This window comes from Aeromicrobium sp. P2_G6 (assembly GCF_056403535.1).
Genome location: NZ_JBFUFH010000005.1, coordinates 148,431 through 163,435, shown reverse-complemented (window position 1 = coordinate 163,435; position 15,005 = coordinate 148,431). Strand labels below are relative to the sequence as shown.

At 68.4% G+C, this 15,005-nt stretch carries 19 protein-coding genes; 8 read left to right on the top strand and 11 right to left on the bottom strand.

The window, feature by feature from the left end; all coding sequences use genetic code 11:
* Positions 1 to 55 precede the first annotated feature (55 nt).
* From paaZ to AC1DVU_RS16450, 3 genes are all read left to right on the top strand, one after another.
* The gene (gene paaZ / locus AC1DVU_RS16460) at positions 56 to 2,098 is read left to right on the top strand and encodes a phenylacetic acid degradation bifunctional protein PaaZ (RefSeq protein WP_476923542.1); all 2,043 of its coding nucleotides are present in this window, start codon (positions 56 to 58) and stop codon (positions 2,096 to 2,098) included.
* 119 nt (positions 2,099 to 2,217) lie between these two features.
* Positions 2,218 to 2,523, top strand: coding sequence for an EthD family reductase (locus AC1DVU_RS16455; RefSeq protein ID WP_476923541.1), 306 nt, complete (start codon positions 2,218 to 2,220; stop codon positions 2,521 to 2,523).
* A 69-nt stretch (positions 2,524 to 2,592) separates the two neighbouring features.
* The gene (locus tag AC1DVU_RS16450; RefSeq protein WP_476923540.1) at positions 2,593 to 3,147 is read left to right on the top strand and encodes a DUF4865 family protein; all 555 of its coding nucleotides are present in this window, start codon (positions 2,593 to 2,595) and stop codon (positions 3,145 to 3,147) included.
* Positions 3,148 to 3,149: 2 nt separating this feature from the next.
* Here AC1DVU_RS16450 and AC1DVU_RS16445 read toward each other — a convergent pair whose 3' ends face one another.
* The 3 genes from AC1DVU_RS16445 to pdhA are packed head-to-tail and all read right to left on the bottom strand — an operon-like array spanning position 3,150 to position 6,510.
* Entirely contained in the window at positions 3,150 to 4,436 is a 1,287-nt protein-coding gene (locus AC1DVU_RS16445; RefSeq protein ID WP_476923539.1) for a dihydrolipoamide acetyltransferase family protein, read from the bottom strand.
* Entirely contained in the window at positions 4,433 to 5,425 is a 993-nt protein-coding gene (locus tag AC1DVU_RS16440) for an alpha-ketoacid dehydrogenase subunit beta (protein ID WP_476923538.1), read from the bottom strand. Before AC1DVU_RS16440 ends, AC1DVU_RS16445 begins: the two co-directional genes overlap by 4 nt.
* Complete coding sequence (gene pdhA / locus AC1DVU_RS16435) at positions 5,425 to 6,510, bottom strand: pyruvate dehydrogenase (acetyl-transferring) E1 component subunit alpha (RefSeq protein ID WP_476923537.1); 1,086 nt, start codon at positions 6,508 to 6,510, stop codon at positions 5,425 to 5,427. Before pdhA ends, AC1DVU_RS16440 begins: the two co-directional genes overlap by 1 nt.
* A gap of 162 nt (positions 6,511 to 6,672) precedes the next feature.
* Here pdhA and AC1DVU_RS16430 point away from each other — a divergent pair, with 162 nt between their 5' ends.
* Together AC1DVU_RS16430 and AC1DVU_RS16425 are read left to right on the top strand one after the other, a co-directional pair.
* Positions 6,673 to 7,122, top strand: a complete 450-nt coding sequence (locus tag AC1DVU_RS16430) for an Lrp/AsnC family transcriptional regulator (protein ID WP_476923536.1) — start codon at positions 6,673 to 6,675, stop codon at positions 7,120 to 7,122.
* Between the two features lie 65 nt (positions 7,123 to 7,187).
* Positions 7,188 to 7,760, top strand: a complete 573-nt coding sequence (locus AC1DVU_RS16425) for a TetR/AcrR family transcriptional regulator (RefSeq protein WP_476923535.1) — start codon at positions 7,188 to 7,190, stop codon at positions 7,758 to 7,760.
* 9 nt (positions 7,761 to 7,769) lie between these two features.
* Here AC1DVU_RS16425 and AC1DVU_RS16420 read toward each other — a convergent pair whose 3' ends face one another.
* The 5 genes from AC1DVU_RS16420 to AC1DVU_RS16400 all read right to left on the bottom strand — a co-directional run bounded on the left by AC1DVU_RS16420 (position 7,770) and on the right by AC1DVU_RS16400 (position 10,928).
* The gene (locus AC1DVU_RS16420) at positions 7,770 to 8,180 is read right to left on the bottom strand and encodes a nuclear transport factor 2 family protein (RefSeq protein WP_476923534.1); all 411 of its coding nucleotides are present in this window, start codon (positions 8,178 to 8,180) and stop codon (positions 7,770 to 7,772) included.
* 34 nt (positions 8,181 to 8,214) lie between these two features.
* Positions 8,215 to 8,940, bottom strand: coding sequence for a flavodoxin family protein (locus AC1DVU_RS16415; RefSeq protein WP_476923533.1), 726 nt, complete (start codon positions 8,938 to 8,940; stop codon positions 8,215 to 8,217).
* A gap of 9 nt (positions 8,941 to 8,949) precedes the next feature.
* Positions 8,950 to 10,014, bottom strand: coding sequence for a class I SAM-dependent methyltransferase (locus AC1DVU_RS16410; protein WP_476923532.1), 1,065 nt, complete (start codon positions 10,012 to 10,014; stop codon positions 8,950 to 8,952).
* A gap of 75 nt (positions 10,015 to 10,089) precedes the next feature.
* Positions 10,090 to 10,347, bottom strand: a complete 258-nt coding sequence (locus AC1DVU_RS16405) for an anti-sigma factor family protein (RefSeq protein ID WP_476923531.1) — start codon at positions 10,345 to 10,347, stop codon at positions 10,090 to 10,092.
* A complete protein-coding gene (locus tag AC1DVU_RS16400; protein ID WP_476923530.1) occupies positions 10,344 to 10,928 on the bottom strand; it encodes an RNA polymerase sigma factor in 585 nt (194 codons plus the stop codon). Before AC1DVU_RS16400 ends, AC1DVU_RS16405 begins: the two co-directional genes overlap by 4 nt.
* A 148-nt stretch (positions 10,929 to 11,076) precedes the next feature.
* Between AC1DVU_RS16400 and AC1DVU_RS16395 the strand changes: the two genes are divergently transcribed.
* Positions 11,077 to 12,093, top strand: coding sequence for an aldose epimerase family protein (locus AC1DVU_RS16395; protein WP_476923529.1), 1,017 nt, complete (start codon positions 11,077 to 11,079; stop codon positions 12,091 to 12,093).
* Between the two features lie 5 nt (positions 12,094 to 12,098).
* Here the strand turns inward: AC1DVU_RS16395 and AC1DVU_RS16390 are convergent, their stop codons facing one another.
* Positions 12,099 to 12,878: a helix-turn-helix domain-containing protein gene (locus tag AC1DVU_RS16390; protein ID WP_476923528.1), complete on the bottom strand. Its 780-nt coding sequence runs from the start codon at positions 12,876 to 12,878 to the stop codon at positions 12,099 to 12,101.
* 53 nt (positions 12,879 to 12,931) lie between these two features.
* Between AC1DVU_RS16390 and AC1DVU_RS16385 the strand changes: the two genes are divergently transcribed.
* Positions 12,932 to 13,297: a DUF4345 family protein gene (locus AC1DVU_RS16385; protein ID WP_476923527.1), complete on the top strand. Its 366-nt coding sequence runs from the start codon at positions 12,932 to 12,934 to the stop codon at positions 13,295 to 13,297.
* A 16-nt stretch (positions 13,298 to 13,313) separates the two neighbouring features.
* Here the strand turns inward: AC1DVU_RS16385 and AC1DVU_RS16380 are convergent, their stop codons facing one another.
* Positions 13,314 to 13,856 (bottom strand): DUF1697 domain-containing protein, encoded by a 543-nt coding sequence (locus tag AC1DVU_RS16380; RefSeq protein WP_476923526.1) that lies wholly within the window; start codon positions 13,854 to 13,856, stop codon positions 13,314 to 13,316.
* 87 nt (positions 13,857 to 13,943) lie between these two features.
* Between AC1DVU_RS16380 and AC1DVU_RS16375 the strand changes: the two genes are divergently transcribed.
* Positions 13,944 to 14,405: a PPOX class F420-dependent oxidoreductase gene (locus tag AC1DVU_RS16375; RefSeq protein ID WP_476923525.1), complete on the top strand. Its 462-nt coding sequence runs from the start codon at positions 13,944 to 13,946 to the stop codon at positions 14,403 to 14,405.
* A gap of 4 nt (positions 14,406 to 14,409) precedes the next feature.
* Here the strand turns inward: AC1DVU_RS16375 and AC1DVU_RS16370 are convergent, their stop codons facing one another.
* Positions 14,410 to 14,997, bottom strand: coding sequence for a helix-turn-helix domain-containing protein (locus AC1DVU_RS16370; protein ID WP_476923524.1), 588 nt, complete (start codon positions 14,995 to 14,997; stop codon positions 14,410 to 14,412).
* Between the last annotated feature and the right edge of the window lie 8 nt (positions 14,998 to 15,005).

Here is a 15,005-nt window from a genome sequence, read left to right as displayed (position 1 = left end):
TCTGTAATAGTCTTGCACGCGGCATCAGGTTCGCGCAACGAAAGGTTTTAGGCCCGTGAGTGCACTGCTCGAAAGCTATGTCGGAGGCTCGTGGTTCCGCGCCTCGGACGACGGCAAGCCCCTTCTCGATGCGTCGACCGGTGAGGAGATCGCCCGGATCTCGGCGACCGGCCTCGACCTCTCGGCGATGGTCGACCATGCTCGCACCGTCGGTGGGCCGGCGATCCGCGCGCTGACCTTCCACGAGCGCGCCAGCATCCTCAAGGCCGTCGCCAAGCACCTCGGCGAGGACAAGGACCCGCTCTACGCCCTGTCGGCGCGCACCGGCGCGACGCTGCGCGACTCGCAGGTCGACATCGACGGCGGCATCGGCACGATGTTCAGCTATGCCAGCAAGGGCACCCGCGAGCTGCCCAACGACACCGTGATCCTCGACGGCGCGACCGAGCCGCTCGGCAAGACCGGCGTGTTCCTCGGCCAGCACCTCTACACCTCGCGACCCGGTGTCGCGGTCCAGATCAATGCGTTCAACTTCCCGGTCTGGGGCATGCTCGAGAAGCTCGGGCCCGCGTTCCTCGCCGGTCTCCCCACGATCGTCAAGCCGGCGAGCCAGACGGCATACCTCACCGAGCTCGTGGTCCGCCGCATCATCGACTCCGGCCTCATGCCCGAGGGCTCGCTGCAGCTGCTGTGCGGCAGCCCCGAAGGTCTGCTCGACCAGCTCGGCGCCCAGGACTCCATCGCGTTCACCGGCTCCGCGAGCACCGGAGCGACGCTGCGCCAGCACCCCTCGGTCCTGCACGGCGGCGCGCAGCTCGGCGTCGAGGCCGACTCGCTCAACTGCTCGATCCTCGGCCCCGACGTCACGACCGACGACCCCGAGTTCGACCTCTACGTCAAGGGCGTCGTCGCCGAGATGACGGTCAAGGCCGGTCAGAAGTGCACCGCGATCCGCCGGACGATCGTGCCGACCGCGATCGCCGACGAGGTCATCACCGCGATCAGTGCGCGGCTCTCGAAGATCACCGTCGGCAACCCAGCAAACCCCGACGTACGCATGGGAGCTCTCGCGAGCTTGGGCCAGCGTGACGAGGTCCGCAAGGCCGTCCAGATCCTGCGCGGCTCGGCGGAGATCGTGTACGGCGACCCGGACCACGTGGACGTCGTCGATGCCGACGCCGAGGCCGGCGCGTTCATGTCGCCGATCTTGCTGCGCGCGACCGCCGGCGCCACCGAACCCCACGAGGTCGAAGCCTTCGGCCCGGTCAGCACCGTCATCACGTACGACTCGGTGGACGAGGCGGTCGCGCTTGCCGCTCGCGGACAGGGCAGCCTCGCCGGGTCGCTCGTCACCCACGACCCCGAGATCGCCCGCACCGTGACCCTCGGACTCGCACCGTGGCACGGCCGCATCCTCGTGCTCGACCGCGACGACGCTCCGGAGTCGACGGGCCACGGCTCACCACTGCCGATGCTGGTGCACGGTGGCCCCGGCCGCGCGGGTGGCGGCGAGGAGCTCGGCGGCATCCGCGGCGTCCTGCACCACATGCAGCGCACCGCGATCCAGGCCTCGCCCGACATGCTCACGGCGATCACCGGGCAGTGGATCAAGGGCTCGGAGCAGCGCGTCGACGATGTGCACCCGTTCCGCAAGAGCCTCGCCGAGCTGCGCATCGGCGACACGATCCGCTCGTCGTCCCGCACGGTGACACTCGACGACATCGAGCACTTCGCGGAGTTCACCGGCGACACGTTCTACGCGCACACCGACGCCGAGGCGGCAGCCGCCAACCCGCTGTTCGGCGGGATCGTCGCGCACGGCTACCTCGTCGTGTCGCTGGCCGCCGGGCTGTTCGTGGAGCCCAATCCGGGGCCGGTGTTGGCCAACTTCGGCGTCGACAACCTGCGGTTCCTGACGCCGGTCAAGGCCGACGACACGATCGACGTCACTCTGACGGTCAAGCAGATCACCCCGCGCAACAGCGCCGACTACGGTGAGGTGCGTTGGGACGCCGTCGTCACCAACGCCGAGGGCAAGCCGGTGGCGACGTACGACGTGCTGACCCTCGTCGCCAAGACCTGGCCCCCTGCCACCTGACCTGGTTTCGAGGCTCCGGCCGCGGACGGCCTCCGCACCTCGACCAGCGATGACACCGGTGGTTGAGGTGCGGAGCGAAGCGGAGCCTCGAAACCACCACGCACCCTGAAAGGACCTCCATGCACCGCATCACGATCCAGTACGGCGCGCCCGCCGATCCCGAGGCGTTCGAGAAGCACTACACCGAGGTCCACATACCCCTGGCGTCGAAGCTGCCGAACCTGCGCCGCTTCTCCCGGTCACACCCACGAGCCATGGGCGGCGACGCTCCGTACTTCGTCGCCGAGCTGTGGTTCGACGACGCCGATGCGCTCAAGGCCGCGCTGAAGTCCTCGGCGATGGCCGAGACCGCCGCCGACGCCCAGACCTTCGATGTCGCGTCGATGACGACGTTCACCGGTGAGGTCACCGAGACCGAACTCTGAGCATCCCCAAGGCTCCTTGTCCCGGTATGTGCATGATGGCCCTGCCACCCGTCCGACGATGGAGCCGCCATGCTGATTGCGCAGTACTCGATCCCCCTGCCCACCGACTACGACATGGGCATCATCCGCAAGCGGGTCGCTGAGCACGGCGCCAAGATGGACGGCTATCCGGGCCTCAGTCTCAAGGCGTACCTGATCCAGGAGAAGGGCGCCCGGGGCGCCCGCGTCAACCAGTACGCACCTTTCTACCGCTGGGCCGACGTCGAGGGCGCCGCCCGGTTCTTCTTCGGAGGTGCGGGCTTCGGCGGGATCGTCCGCGACTTCGGTCGACCTGTCGTCCGCTCCTGGCTGGAGGGAACCTGCCAGGTACGGGGCGACGTCGGCCGGGCGGCATTCGCGACCCGGTCCACGTCGGCACTGCCTCCGCACACCGATCCGACCGACGCCGCGACGGAGGCGGCTCAGGTCGAGCTGAGCAGGCGAGCAGATGGCGCGCTCGTGTCGCTGTTCGGCATCGACCTGGAGAACTGGGAGACGATCCAGTTCTCCCTGTGGGCAGCCGAGCCAGACCCTGCACTCGGCGACGTGTTCGAGGTCCTGCACGTCTCCGAGGCCACGAGGTGAGCTCAGAGGTTCGCGATGGCCGAGGCGGGTGACTCGATCGCGTCGGCGACGACCCGCATGAACGCCGCGGCCGTGCCGCCGTCGCACACCCGGTGATCGAACACGAACGACATCTGCGCGATCTTGCGGACCGCCAGCTCACCGTCGACGACCCACGCGCGGTCGATGACCCGGCCGAAGCCGAGGATCGCGACCTGCGGGTGGTTGATGATCGCGGCGCTGCCGTCGACGTTGAACGCTCCGTAGTTGTTGAGCGTGAACGTGCCGCCCGTGAGCTCGGCCTGCGTCGCCTTGCCCTCGCGGGCCGCGGCCGTGACGCGCTGGATCTCGGTGTCGAGCTCCGCGGTCGTGAGCAGGTGCGCGTTGAGCACGGCAGGCGCCAGCAGCCCGCGATCGGTCTGCACAGCAAGCCCGAGGTTGATGCCGGCGTACTGGATCAGCTCGTCGTTCGCGGTGTCGACCTCGCCGTTGAGCTCGGGGTGCGCCCGCAGAGCGGCGACGGTGAAGCGGGCGAGGTATGCCAGCAGGCCGGGGACCGGCTTGCCCGCTGCCTTCGCGGCGGCGCGCAGCGCGAACAGCTCGGTGAAGTCCACGTCGACCCACACCGTGGCTTCGGGGATCTCGCTGCGGCTGCGTGACAGGGCGGTCGAGACGGCCTTGCGGAAGCCGCTCATCGGGATGCGCTGGGCGATCTCGAGCCCGGTGCGGTCCGCGGTCTCCACCGACTCAACCGACTCCGTCGGCGCTGCCTGTGGTGCCGCCGCGGCATCGATCGCGGCCTGGACGTCATGCCGGGTGATGAGCCCGTCGACGCCGGTCCCGGTGATGCCGAGGATCGAGACCCCCGCCTCACGCGCCAACCGCCGTACGAGCGGCGATGACACCCGCGGCACCGACGACTGAGGCGTCGGCGATGGAGCAGCGGAGGCCGTACGAGGCCTGCGGCGGCGACCGCTGGCAGCGCCCTCCGGCGTGCCGTAGCCGATCAACACGTTGCCGGACCCGGCCCGCTCCTCCTCGCGGTACGACTCCCCGACTGCGGCCGGCACCGACACCGGCTCCACCGAGATCAGCGGACTGCCGACGGCGACCGTGCCACCCTCGGCACCGTGCAGCTCGCTGACCCGGCCGGCGTACGGCGACGGGACCTCGACGATCGACTTGGCGGTCTCGACCTCGACGACGGGCTGGTCGACGACGACCTCGTCGCCGACGGCCACGAGCCAGCGAACGATCTCGGCCTCGGTCAGGCCTTCTCCCAGGTCGGGCAGGGTGAACGTGTTGGTCATACGTCGTCGTCCCACTGGAGGTCGTCGACCGCGTCGAGGACGCGATCGACGCTCGGCAGGTGGAGGTGCTCGAGCTTGGGCGGCGGGTAGGGGATGTCGAACCCGGTGACCCGACGCACCGGCGCGGCAAGGTGGTGGAAGCACCGCTCGGTGACCCGGGCAACGATCTCCGACGAGACGCTCGCGAACCCGGCGGCCTCGGCGACCACGACGGCGCGGCCGGTCGAACGTACGGCCGCGCACACCGTCTCGTCGTCGAACGGCACGAGCGACCGGACGTCGACGACCTGCAGGCTGCGGCCCTCAGCGGCAGCCGCGTCAGCGGCTTCGAGCGCGATCGGCACCGAGGTGCCGTACGCGATGAGCGTCGCGTCCGTGCCCTCACGACGTACGACCGCGCGACCGATGCCGGGCTGCGCCTCGTCGAGGTCGACCTCGTCCTTGCTCCAGTAGAGCTTCTTGGGCTCCAGCACCACGACCGGATCAGGCGACGAGATCRCCTCGCGCATCAGCGTGTACGCATCCGCGACCGTCGCCGGCGCGACGACGGTCAGGCCGGGCGTGTGCACGTAGTAGGCCTCCGACGAGTCGCAGTGGTGCTCGACGCCACCGATCCCACCGGCGTACGGGATGCGGATCGTGATCGGCAGCCCGACGGCGCCGCGCGTGCGGTTGCGCATCTTGGCGACGTGGCTGACGAGCTGCTCGAACGCGGGATAGGCGAACGCGTCGAACTGCATCTCCACGACGGGGCGCATCCCGTTCATCGCGAGGCCGACGGCCATGCCCATGATCCCGGACTCGGCCAGCGGGGTGTCGAAGCAGCGCGCGTCGCCGAACTCTGCCGTCAGGCCGTCGGTGACGCGGAAGACACCGCCGAGCGCGCCCACGTCCTCGCCGAACACCAGCACCGACTCGTCGGCCTTCATCGCGTCGCGCAGGGCCTGGTTGAGCGCCTGCGCCATCGTGATCTTCTCGTGCTCGGCCATCAGCGCGCCTCCTCCCGGCTCAGTTCCTCGGCGAGGAATGCCGCCTGCTCCTGAAGCTGCGGCGTGGGTGTCGCGTAGATGTTGCGGAACAGTTCCTGCGGGTCGGGCTCGACGTCCTTCATCAGGCCGTCCCGCATCACGGTGGCGACCTCCTCGGCCTGCGCGGCGATCTCGGCTCGCCGCTCCTCGGTCAGCAGATCGCGGGCTGTCAGGTACGCCTCGCTGCGTAGCAACGGGTCGCGGCCCGCCCACGCCTCGACCTCGCCGTCGGGGCGGTAGCGCGTGGCATCGTCGGCGTTGGTGTGCGCCTGCATCCGGTACGTGTGTGCCTCGACGAGCTGCGGGCCACCACCGTTCCGGGCAGCGTCAACAGCCCCGCCGAGCACCGACAGCAGCGCGGCGACGTCATTGCCGTCGACCCGCTCCCCCGGCACGCCGTAGCCGATGCCCTTGTGGGCCAGCGACGGCGCGACGCTCTGGCGGGCGAGCGGCACCGAGATCGCGTACTCGTTGTTCTGCACGAAGAACACGACCGGCGCCTTGAACACGGCGGCGAAGTTGAGCGCCTCGTGGAAGTCGCCCTCGCTCGTGGCGCCATCGCCGCACATCGCCATCACCACCGTGTCCTCACCGCGCAGGGTCGCCGCGTGCGCGACACCGACCGCATGGATCAGCTGCGTCGCCAGCGGCGTCGTCTGCGGTGCGACGTGGTGCTCGGTCGGGTCGTAGCCGCAGTGCCAGTCGCCCTTGAGCAGCGTCAGCGTCTCGACCGGATCGACGCCGCGGCCGACGATCGAGACGACGTCGCGGTAGGTCGGGAAGAGCCAGTCCTGGTCGCGGAGCACCAGCGCGGCGACGACCTCGCACGCCTCCTGGCCGTACGACGACGGGTAGACCGCGAGGCGGCCCTGGCGCACCAAGGCGTACGCCTGCTCGTTGATCCGCCGGCCGATCACCAGCGCCTCGTGAGCCCGCAGCATCTCGTCGTCCGACGGGAACGCGTGCGCGACTGCCTCGACACGGCGCCCTTCGGGGTCGAGCAGCTGGACGGGTTCCTCGGACGGCAGGAGGTCGTTGCTGGGCACCCGGCGACTCCTTTCGCGGAATTCGACTGTTCACAGAACAGTGCGCCTTCTGGCCATCCGAGTTCAAGTGCTGCAGGATTGTCGAGAAGATGTCTTGGCAGACACGGCGAACGATGGCCGTATGTCCAGCGCGACCCACGTCACACGATGAGGAAGAGACAGATGGCCGGAGCTCAGATCGACGACATCGACAACCGCATCCTCGATGCGCTCGAGCGAGATGGCCGGCTCTCGATGCGCCAGCTCGCCGAGGAGGTCCACATCTCGCGCGCCAACGCCTACGCCCGCGTCGAGCGGCTCACCGAGTCCGGTGTCATCAAGGGCTACTCCGCGCTCGTCGACCCGGTCGGCCGCGGCCTCGGCACGTCGGCGTACCTCACGATGAACGTCCGGCAGCCCGACTGGCGCAGCATCCACGCCCAGCTGCGCTCTCTCGAGGGCGTCGAGCACATCGCGCTCGTCGGCGGAGAGTTCGACGTCGTGATGCTGGTGCGCGCCAGCGACAACGCCGGCCTGCGACGCCTCGTGCTCGACGAGATCCAGGGCATCCCGGGGATCCTCAGCACCCGCACCTTGCTGGTGTTCGAGGAATCGTCGCCCGAGCGTTCCTAGACACGATGTCCGGCGAACCTCGGCCGCCTGGCCAAGGCTGTGATGGCTGAACGTACGATCACACCATGGACCGCAGATCAGGCCGGCCACGCTCCCTCAGCCTGGAGCTCATCGTGGATGCCGTGCTCGAGGACGGGATCGGCACGTTCAGCATGCCGTCGGTCGCCGCGCGGCTCGGCGTCGCGCACTCGGGCCTCTATCGCTACGTCCAGGATCGCGAGGAGCTGCTCGTCGCCGCGATCGAACGGGCCGCCCTCTCGGTGGACTGGCCGGAGGCCGACCTGCCGTGGCGTGACCTGCTGCGCGAGATCACCCATTCGGTGTGGGCCATCTGCGAGCGATACCCCGGCTACGACGTCGTCGCGCTCTCGCCGCCGAAGTGGCCCCAACGCGTCGTCGAGCAGATCACGCCCTACATCGCCTCGCTGCACGACCAGGGCTTCACGATCGAGGACGCGACCGTCTCGGTGCAGATCGCCGGCAACCTCGCCCTCACGACGTCGGTCAAGGGAACTGTCGGGGCATACCCGCTGTCCCGCAAGAACGGCGACGGCACCACCTCCGCCGCGCGGCACGCATGGCACGACCGGATCCTCGACATCGTGCTCGACGGCCTCGGCGGGCGCGTCCTGTCCTGACCTACTGGCTCATTGCCGCCAGGACGCCCGGCCGGTTTCCGCCTCGAAGGCGGGGCGCACGTCGACGGTGTCGTAGATGATGTGCAGCGAGGTGAACCTGCCGTCGTCGTCCAGCGTCACAACGTCCACGACATCGAATGGCGCCGCTGCTCCCGACGGCAGGCGCCAGTCGAAGTGGAACCAGAAGCTCATGGTCCTGACGCCGCTCATGTCGCGACCGTGCATGACCGATCGCAGCTCCAGGTTCGCCTCGCTCGTGTCGGCGAACAGCGTCGGGTAGAACTCGGTCGGCGCCATCACGCCGTACAGCGGCGAGTGCACGACGGCATCGGGAGCAAAGAGCGAGAGCACCCGCTCGACATCAGCCTCGCGCACGGCGGACAGGTAGGTCTCGACGGCGGCCTCGAGCTGATCATCCATGCGGACATGATCCCTCACGCCCTGCTCACCGGGATCAGCGATGCTCGGGGTTCTCGGAGTCGAACCGGCATCCGGCGTCCCACAGGGACCGCTGGTTGCCGTGCGCAGGTATGCCGCCGGCGTCCTTGAGCATGCGGGCCAGGTGCAGAAGGTTCCAGGTCATGAACGTCGTGTTGCGGTTGGTGAAGTCGTTCTCCGGTCCTCCCGAGCCCGGATCCAGGTAGCTGGGTCCAGGCCCGGCCTCGCCGATCCAGCCCGAGTCCGCCTGCGGCGGGATGACATACCCGAGGTGCTGCAGCGAGTAGAGCACGTTCATGGCGCAGTGCTTCACGCCGTCCTCATTGCCGGTGACGAGACAACCGCCGACCCGCCCGTAATAGGCGTACTGGCCGGCCTCGTTGAGCAGGCTCGAGTTGCCATAGAGCCGCTCGACGATCCGGGTGCACACCGACGACTTCTCCCCGAGCCAGATCGGCGTCGTGAGCACCAGGATGTCGGCCGCCATGACCTTGTCGAAGATGCCGGGCCACTCGTCGCGCTCCCAGCCGTGCTCGGTCATGTCGGGCCACACCCCCGTCGCGATCTCGTGGTCGACGGCCCGGATCGACTCGACCGCGACACCCTGCTTGCGCATGATGTCGATCGAGATCGCGGCCAGGCCCTCGGTGTTGGAGACCTCCGGTGATCGCTTGAGCGTGCAGTTGATGAAGACAGCACTCAGGTCGGAGTAGTCGACGTCGGTTACAGGTTCGGCGGTCATCGTCACTTCCTAGGGTCGGACTTCGAGGATGAGGTTGAACGGTGTCTGGTCCGCCGTTCGTACGTGCGTCAGTCCGGCCTCGTTCGCCACCTCACGCAACCTGGCGGCGCCGGCCTGCGTACCGATGCCGAGACCGACCTCCTGCGACTGCGAGTTCGGCGTGCAGATCGTCGCCGAAGCGGTGTAGAAGATCGCGGCCATCGGGTTGTCCGCGATGTTGGCGGCGAGGTCGTCCAGCGCGAACGGCTCGACCAGCAGGATCGTGCCACCGGGATTCAGGTGCTCCTTGGCATAGCGCAGGATCCCGACCGGGTCGCCCATGTCGTGCAGGCAGTCGAAGAAGCAGATCAGGTCATAGCTGCCGTCGTACCCCTGGGCATCCGCCTGACGGAACGACGCACGGTCCGAGACGCCGGCCTCGGCGGCGCGTTCCTTCGCGGTCTCGACCGAGGGTGCGTGGAAGTCGAAGCCCGTGAGGGTCGCTTCCGGGTAGAGGTCGGCGAGCACGACCACTGCAGCGCCGTGACCGCAGCCGATGTCGGCGATGCTGCCACCCGAATGGAGGACGTCCGAGACACCTTCGAGGGCGTCGATCCACACCGGCAGCCCCTCGCGATAGCCCGTGCGGAAGAACCACTCGGTGCCGTCGAACAGGTGACGGTCGTGATCGGCCCAGCTCAGCGCCCCGTTGCCGCGGATCGTCTCGGCGGCCTTCTCGGCGTCGATGAACAGTGAGTTGAGGACGCTCAGTCCCCGCGCGGTGAACGCCGGCGAGTCCTCGTCGGCCACGGCCAGTGCCACTTCGGGCGACAGCTCGTACGTGTCGGTCGCACCGTCGTAGGTCAACACCTTGCCGGCCGCCTGGGAGTTGAGCCATTCGCGGACCAGCCGTGGGTGGCAGTTCGTCCGCTCGGCGAGCTGATCGGCGGTGGTGGGTCCGCTGCCGTTGAGTGCCTGGAAGAGTCCGAGCCGGTCGCCGAGCCAGATGCCCAGGCATACCGTCGCGCCCGTCATGTAGCCCGCGAGCTGCCCCATGAAGGCATCAAGCTTGGCCTCGTCAATCGTGGTGGTCATGGAACCTTTCCTTTCTGTCGCCCTGATGAGTAGTCCCAGCGAGACCCGTCGGCGTTACAGAAAAGTTCGACGCCTCTACTTCTGCTGCCAGCGACGGAACACCGCAACCAGGTCGTCGACCACCTCGTCGGGCAGGTCCTCGGGCTGGGCATGACCCGCGGCGACGATCGCGATGCGCAGCTGGGCCAGGTGCTCGCTGCAGTGCGGGCAGTCCGCGAGATGGGCCTCGAGCCGGCGGCGGTCTGCGTCCGGCAGGGCACCGTCGAGATAGCCCGCCATCAGGCGAACGGCCTGCTCGCACACGATCGCGCGACGCCTGTGCCACCACATCATGACCATTCACCTCCCATCGCGAGCTCGAGATGCTGCCTGATCCGGCACCGGGCGCGATGCAGCAGGACGCGCTGATTGCCGTCACTGATGCTCAGGAGCGTAGCCACCTCGGCGGCCGGGAGCCCTTCGACATCGCGCAGCACGAGGACTTGCTGCTGGGCGTCCGGCAGCTCCGGCAGGACCTTCGACACCAGCTTGGCGAACTGGTGCGCGACGATCTCGTCATCGACCTTCTCGGACCACGGCACCGGCGGCGTCGCCCAGACCCCGGAGGAGTCGAAGCACCCGTCGTACTCGTCCCCGTCGAGCGGCTCACTGCGATGCTCCCGCGCCGCCGTGGACCGCGCCCGGTTGACGAGGATCGTGTAGATCCAGGTCTTGAGCGACGATCGTCCTTCGAACCCAGCAGCCCCCTTGCAGACCGCGAGCCAGGTGTCCTGCACGACCTCTTCGGCGACAGCTCGACTGCCGACGAACGCTTCGGCCAGCCGCAGCAGGCTGGGTTGGTGCTGGCGTACGAGCGACGCGAAGGCTCGTTCGTCACCGGCGCGAAGACGTGCGACCAGCTCGTGGTCGTCCATCTTCGGAGCGTAGGACGGGCCGTCTCGGGACCGCCATAGCCCTTTCGGGCCGTGTGACCTCTCTCGGATAGAGTTCTCGCGCGGTGAGGAGGAGCTCCGTGGCCACACCAGAAGGTGGGGCTTCCGACCCGTTCCAGAAAGCCTCACGATGCTCGAGAGCTTCACCGCCGCCGCAGGCGACCACACGATCACCGCCGTCACGATCTCCAACGACGTCTGCCGAGTCGTCCTGGCGGACCTCGGCGCACGGATCCTCGAGCTGCACGCGCCCGACCGTGACGGCGTCCTCGCCGACGTGGTCCTCGGCCGCAAGTCGTACGACGAGCTGCCCCGCGATCCCTACTACTTCGGCGTGACGGCCGGCCGCTACGCCAACCGCATCCGCGAAGGGCGCTTCGAGATCGACGGCACGGAGTATGCCGTGACCCGCAACGAGGGCCAGAACCACGTGCACGGCGGCGACCTGGGCTTCGACACCTACGTATGGTCGACAGCCCTCGACCCCGACAACGACAGCGTCACGTTCTCCCGCCGATCACCGGACGGCGAGGAGGGCTATCCCGGCAACCTCGACGCCCGGGTCATCTACACCCTCGACGGCGGCGCGCTCGAGATCCGGATCGAGGCCGAGACCGATCAGCCGACGATCGTCAACCTGGTCAACCACGCGTACTTCAACCTCGCGGGCCATGACTCCGGCACGGTGCTCGACCAGCTCCTGCAGATCGACGCCTCGGCCTACACACCCGTCGATGCCGAGCTGCTGCCCACCGGCGAGGTCCTCAGCGTCGACGGCACGCCGTTCGACTTCCGTGTGGAGACCCCGATCGGCAAGAACATCGATGCCGTCGACAACGCCGGATACGACCACAACTGGGTCCTGGACGGTGAGGGCATGCGCCAGGTCGCAACGCTGACCGACCCGGACAGCGGTCGGCGCCTGACACTGGTCACGGACCAGCCCGGCACCCAGGTCTACGCCGGCGGCTACCTCGAGGGCGCCAGCGCCAAGGGCGACCTCGAGACGTACGAAGCCTTCGCCGGCGTCACCGCCGAGATGCAGACGTTCCCGGACTCGATCAACCACCCGCACTTCCCGCAGCGGGTGCTGCGGCCCGGCGAGACGTACGTCAACGTGGTGCGCTACGAGTTCTCCGTGGTCTGACGGACTCAGTCGCCGGGCTGGACAACCACGCGCGTCTGGCGGGACAGCAGCGCCGTGGCACTCAGCCCGAACATCGTGCGGAACGTGTCGCTGAAGTGACTCGGCGATGCGAACCCGGCCTCGCTGGACGCCGTCGTCAGGTCCGCCCCCTCGCTGAGTGGACCGGCCGCGTGACACATCCGGGCCCACAGCCGGTAGCGGCGAAAGCTCGTTCCTGCGTGCGCCGAGAACAGGTGCAGGAATCGTGACGGCGAGAGCCCGACCGCGGTCGCGATCTCGGCCGCGCTCAGCCGGCCGCCGGGCCTGGACCGCAGGATGGACATGGCTTCGCGAATGCGTTCGTCGATCGGGTCTGCTTCCACCCTCCCGAGCAGGGACTGGCGCAGGACCTCGGGGTCGAGCAGCGCGGGACCCCGGCAAGCCGCGATCAACGCCGCCTCGTCCCGATGGTCGATGGCGATGGTCGTCGTACGGTCCATCATCTGGCCGAGGAGCTTCCCTGACCCCGCGGCGCTGGGGTCGACGTAGAAGAACATCATGCGACCGTCGCCGGCCACCACCTGATGGGGCGTACGCGCCGGGATCAAGGCGCTTCGTGTTCGTCGTTCCACGGCATCGCCCGATCGGAGCGTGTATGGCTCGTCCAGACCGAGCGCGAAGCAGTCGACCGAGCCCGAGTGCGTGTCGAGCTGGAGGGACGGCCCCACGTAGGCGGCGTGCCCTGACCAGAGCCACACGGTCGGCCGCTCGTCCCAGCACGTTTCCGGAAGCGCCTCGCCCACCATGTGAGTGATGATCGCACGACGCCGACCGTCCCGGATCGAACGAAGGAACACGCATGGCCACGACCGTCATCACCGTCATCGCGCTCTTCTTCCTCGTGATGGGTCTGTACGGGCTCGCCGCCCCCGCGGCGCTGGCCGGCCCGTTCCACCTGTCGGTCCAGACCCCGGAGAGCCGGTCAGAGGTCCGCGCTGTCTATGGCGGCTTCGGCATCGCCATGGGAGCCGTGCTGGGCGCTGCCGCTCTCGATGTCGGCGACATCCGCACCGGCGTCGTTGTCACCGTTGGCCTTGCACTCCTGGGCATGGCCGCCGGACGGCTCGTGTCACGGCTGCTCGACGCATCGGTTCGGTTCTACCCGATCTGGTTCTACTTCGGCGTCGAGCTGGTGGCCGGTGGCATCCTCCTGCTCGCCGCATGATCACGTCTGACCGAGCTCAGTCGTCGAGCATCGCCGCCAGCCTGACCGTGGTGTTCCAGTTGCGGATCGTGAGGGACGGGTAGACCGGCGAGCCGATGATCTTGTTGAGCCTGCTGCGGGTCGCCAGCGCCGTGACCCGTCGGTGATAGACCGCCCGCTCACCGATGAAGGCCTCGTCGACCTCGGGATTGACGACGATGAACGGCTCGACCTCGCTTGCCGTCACGCCCATGTAGAAGATGACGTCGTGGCGGTGGCGATCCGGATCGTCACCGAATCCCTTCGGCGCCGCGGCCACGACCTCGCGGTAGGCCCCTTCGTCGAGCACCAGCACTCGAACGAGGTCTGAGTCGAGAGCGAACGCCGAGGGCCGCCCGGCGTCGATGCGCGCCGCCACCTGGTCGGCCGGCAGATCCGAGTCGAGCAGCACGTTGCCGGACTGGATGTACGTGCGGACATTGGTGAAGTCGGTCTCGAGGTGCTCGCGCAGTCCGGCCATGGGGACCTTGTTGCGGCCGCCGACATTGATGCCCCGGAACAGCACAACGTACGTCGTCATGTGGCCAGCATGGCCTTCGACCCCGACAATTGCGGCCGACCGTACGATCGAATGAGCCACCTTGCGTCGGAAGGACGTACCTCGTCAATGGCACGCCAGATCGCCACCTCCACCACCGTGAGCCAGTCAGAGCTGGTCGAGTTCGTACGACCCCGTCACCGGATGCTCGTCATCACCCAGCGCGCCGACGGCTCACCCCAGGCCTCGCCGGTGATCGGCGGTGTCGACGACTCCGGCCGGATCGTCGTCTCCACCTATCCCGAGCGAGCCAAGGCCAAGAACGCCCGCAAGCGCCCCCAGGTCAGCGTCGTCGTGCTGTCGGACGACTTCGACGGTCCGTGGGTGCAGGTCGACGGCACGTGCGAGGTGCTCGACGTGCCCGAGGGCCTCGACGCGTTTGTCGAGTACTTCCGCAACATCTCCGGCGAACACCCCGACTGGGCCGAGTACCGCCAGGCGATGCTCGACCAGGGCAAGTGCCTGATGCGCATCACCCCCACGCGATGGGGACCCGTCGCGACCGGAGGCTTCCCCGCCCGGCTCGCCTGATCCGTCAGCCCGGTTGCAGCGCGACAGTCCTCACGAAGACCACAGGGCTGTGACCGGCGTTGACGTACGAGTAGGCGCGATCACTGCGCAACCGACTGGCGCTGCCGTGGGGCACCAGCACTTCCATGCCATCAGCCGAGACCGTGAGCGTCCCCTCGAGCACGTAAAACAGCTCCTGCGAACGCTCCGGGTCTGCGTGGCCGTGATAGCTGTCTCCGGGCGCAAGCCGCCACAACCAGAGATCCGCGGCACGCGTGTCGCGGGTCGACACCAGGAGGTGGGCCGTGCTGCCGTTGTCGCTCGACCAGACCAGCACGTGTTCGTCGGCGCCGAACACCTCCATGGGACTCGCAGACGAGGCCGCACCATCGAGGAGGTTCGTGAAGTCCGTGCCGAGCTCGCGCGCGATGCGGGTGATCGTCACGAGGCTGGGGTTGGCCTGGCCGTGCTCGATCTGCGTGATCAGGCGCCGGCTGATGCTCGCCCGGTCAGCGAGCTGCTGCATCGTGAGACCGCGCGACTGACGCAGCTCGCGGATCCGCTCGCCGATGCGGGTCAGGAACGCCCGATCGATCTGGCCCTCGCTGGTCACGTCTGCCG

Bases quoted from the DNA above. Each gene is read 5' to 3' on its own strand.
- AC1DVU_RS16455 (WP_476923541.1), top strand. From the start codon at position 2,218: ATGCACCGCATCACGATCCAGTACGGCGCGCCCGCCGATCCCGAGGCG.
- AC1DVU_RS16450 (WP_476923540.1), top strand. From the start codon at position 2,593: ATGCTGATTGCGCAGTACTCGATCCCCCTGCCCACCGACTACGACATG.
- AC1DVU_RS16445 (WP_476923539.1), bottom strand. From the start codon at position 4,436: ATGACCAACACGTTCACCCTGCCCGACCTGGGAGAAGGCCTGACCGAG.
- AC1DVU_RS16430 (WP_476923536.1), top strand. From the start codon at position 6,673: ATGGCCGGAGCTCAGATCGACGACATCGACAACCGCATCCTCGATGCG.
- AC1DVU_RS16425 (WP_476923535.1), top strand. From the start codon at position 7,188: ATGGACCGCAGATCAGGCCGGCCACGCTCCCTCAGCCTGGAGCTCATC.
- AC1DVU_RS16420 (WP_476923534.1), bottom strand. From the start codon at position 8,180: ATGGATGATCAGCTCGAGGCCGCCGTCGAGACCTACCTGTCCGCCGTG.
- AC1DVU_RS16415 (WP_476923533.1), bottom strand. From the start codon at position 8,940: ATGACCGCCGAACCTGTAACCGACGTCGACTACTCCGACCTGAGTGCT.
- AC1DVU_RS16410 (WP_476923532.1), bottom strand. From the start codon at position 10,014: ATGACCACCACGATTGACGAGGCCAAGCTTGATGCCTTCATGGGGCAG.
- AC1DVU_RS16405 (WP_476923531.1), bottom strand. From the start codon at position 10,347: ATGATGTGGTGGCACAGGCGTCGCGCGATCGTGTGCGAGCAGGCCGTT.
- AC1DVU_RS16400 (WP_476923530.1), bottom strand. From the start codon at position 10,928: ATGGACGACCACGAGCTGGTCGCACGTCTTCGCGCCGGTGACGAACGA.
- AC1DVU_RS16395 (WP_476923529.1), top strand. From the start codon at position 11,077: ATGCTCGAGAGCTTCACCGCCGCCGCAGGCGACCACACGATCACCGCC.
- AC1DVU_RS16390 (WP_476923528.1), bottom strand. From the start codon at position 12,878: ATGGTGGGCGAGGCGCTTCCGGAAACGTGCTGGGACGAGCGGCCGACC.
- AC1DVU_RS16385 (WP_476923527.1), top strand. From the start codon at position 12,932: ATGGCCACGACCGTCATCACCGTCATCGCGCTCTTCTTCCTCGTGATG.
- AC1DVU_RS16380 (WP_476923526.1), bottom strand. From the start codon at position 13,856: ATGACGACGTACGTTGTGCTGTTCCGGGGCATCAATGTCGGCGGCCGC.
- AC1DVU_RS16375 (WP_476923525.1), top strand. From the start codon at position 13,944: ATGGCACGCCAGATCGCCACCTCCACCACCGTGAGCCAGTCAGAGCTG.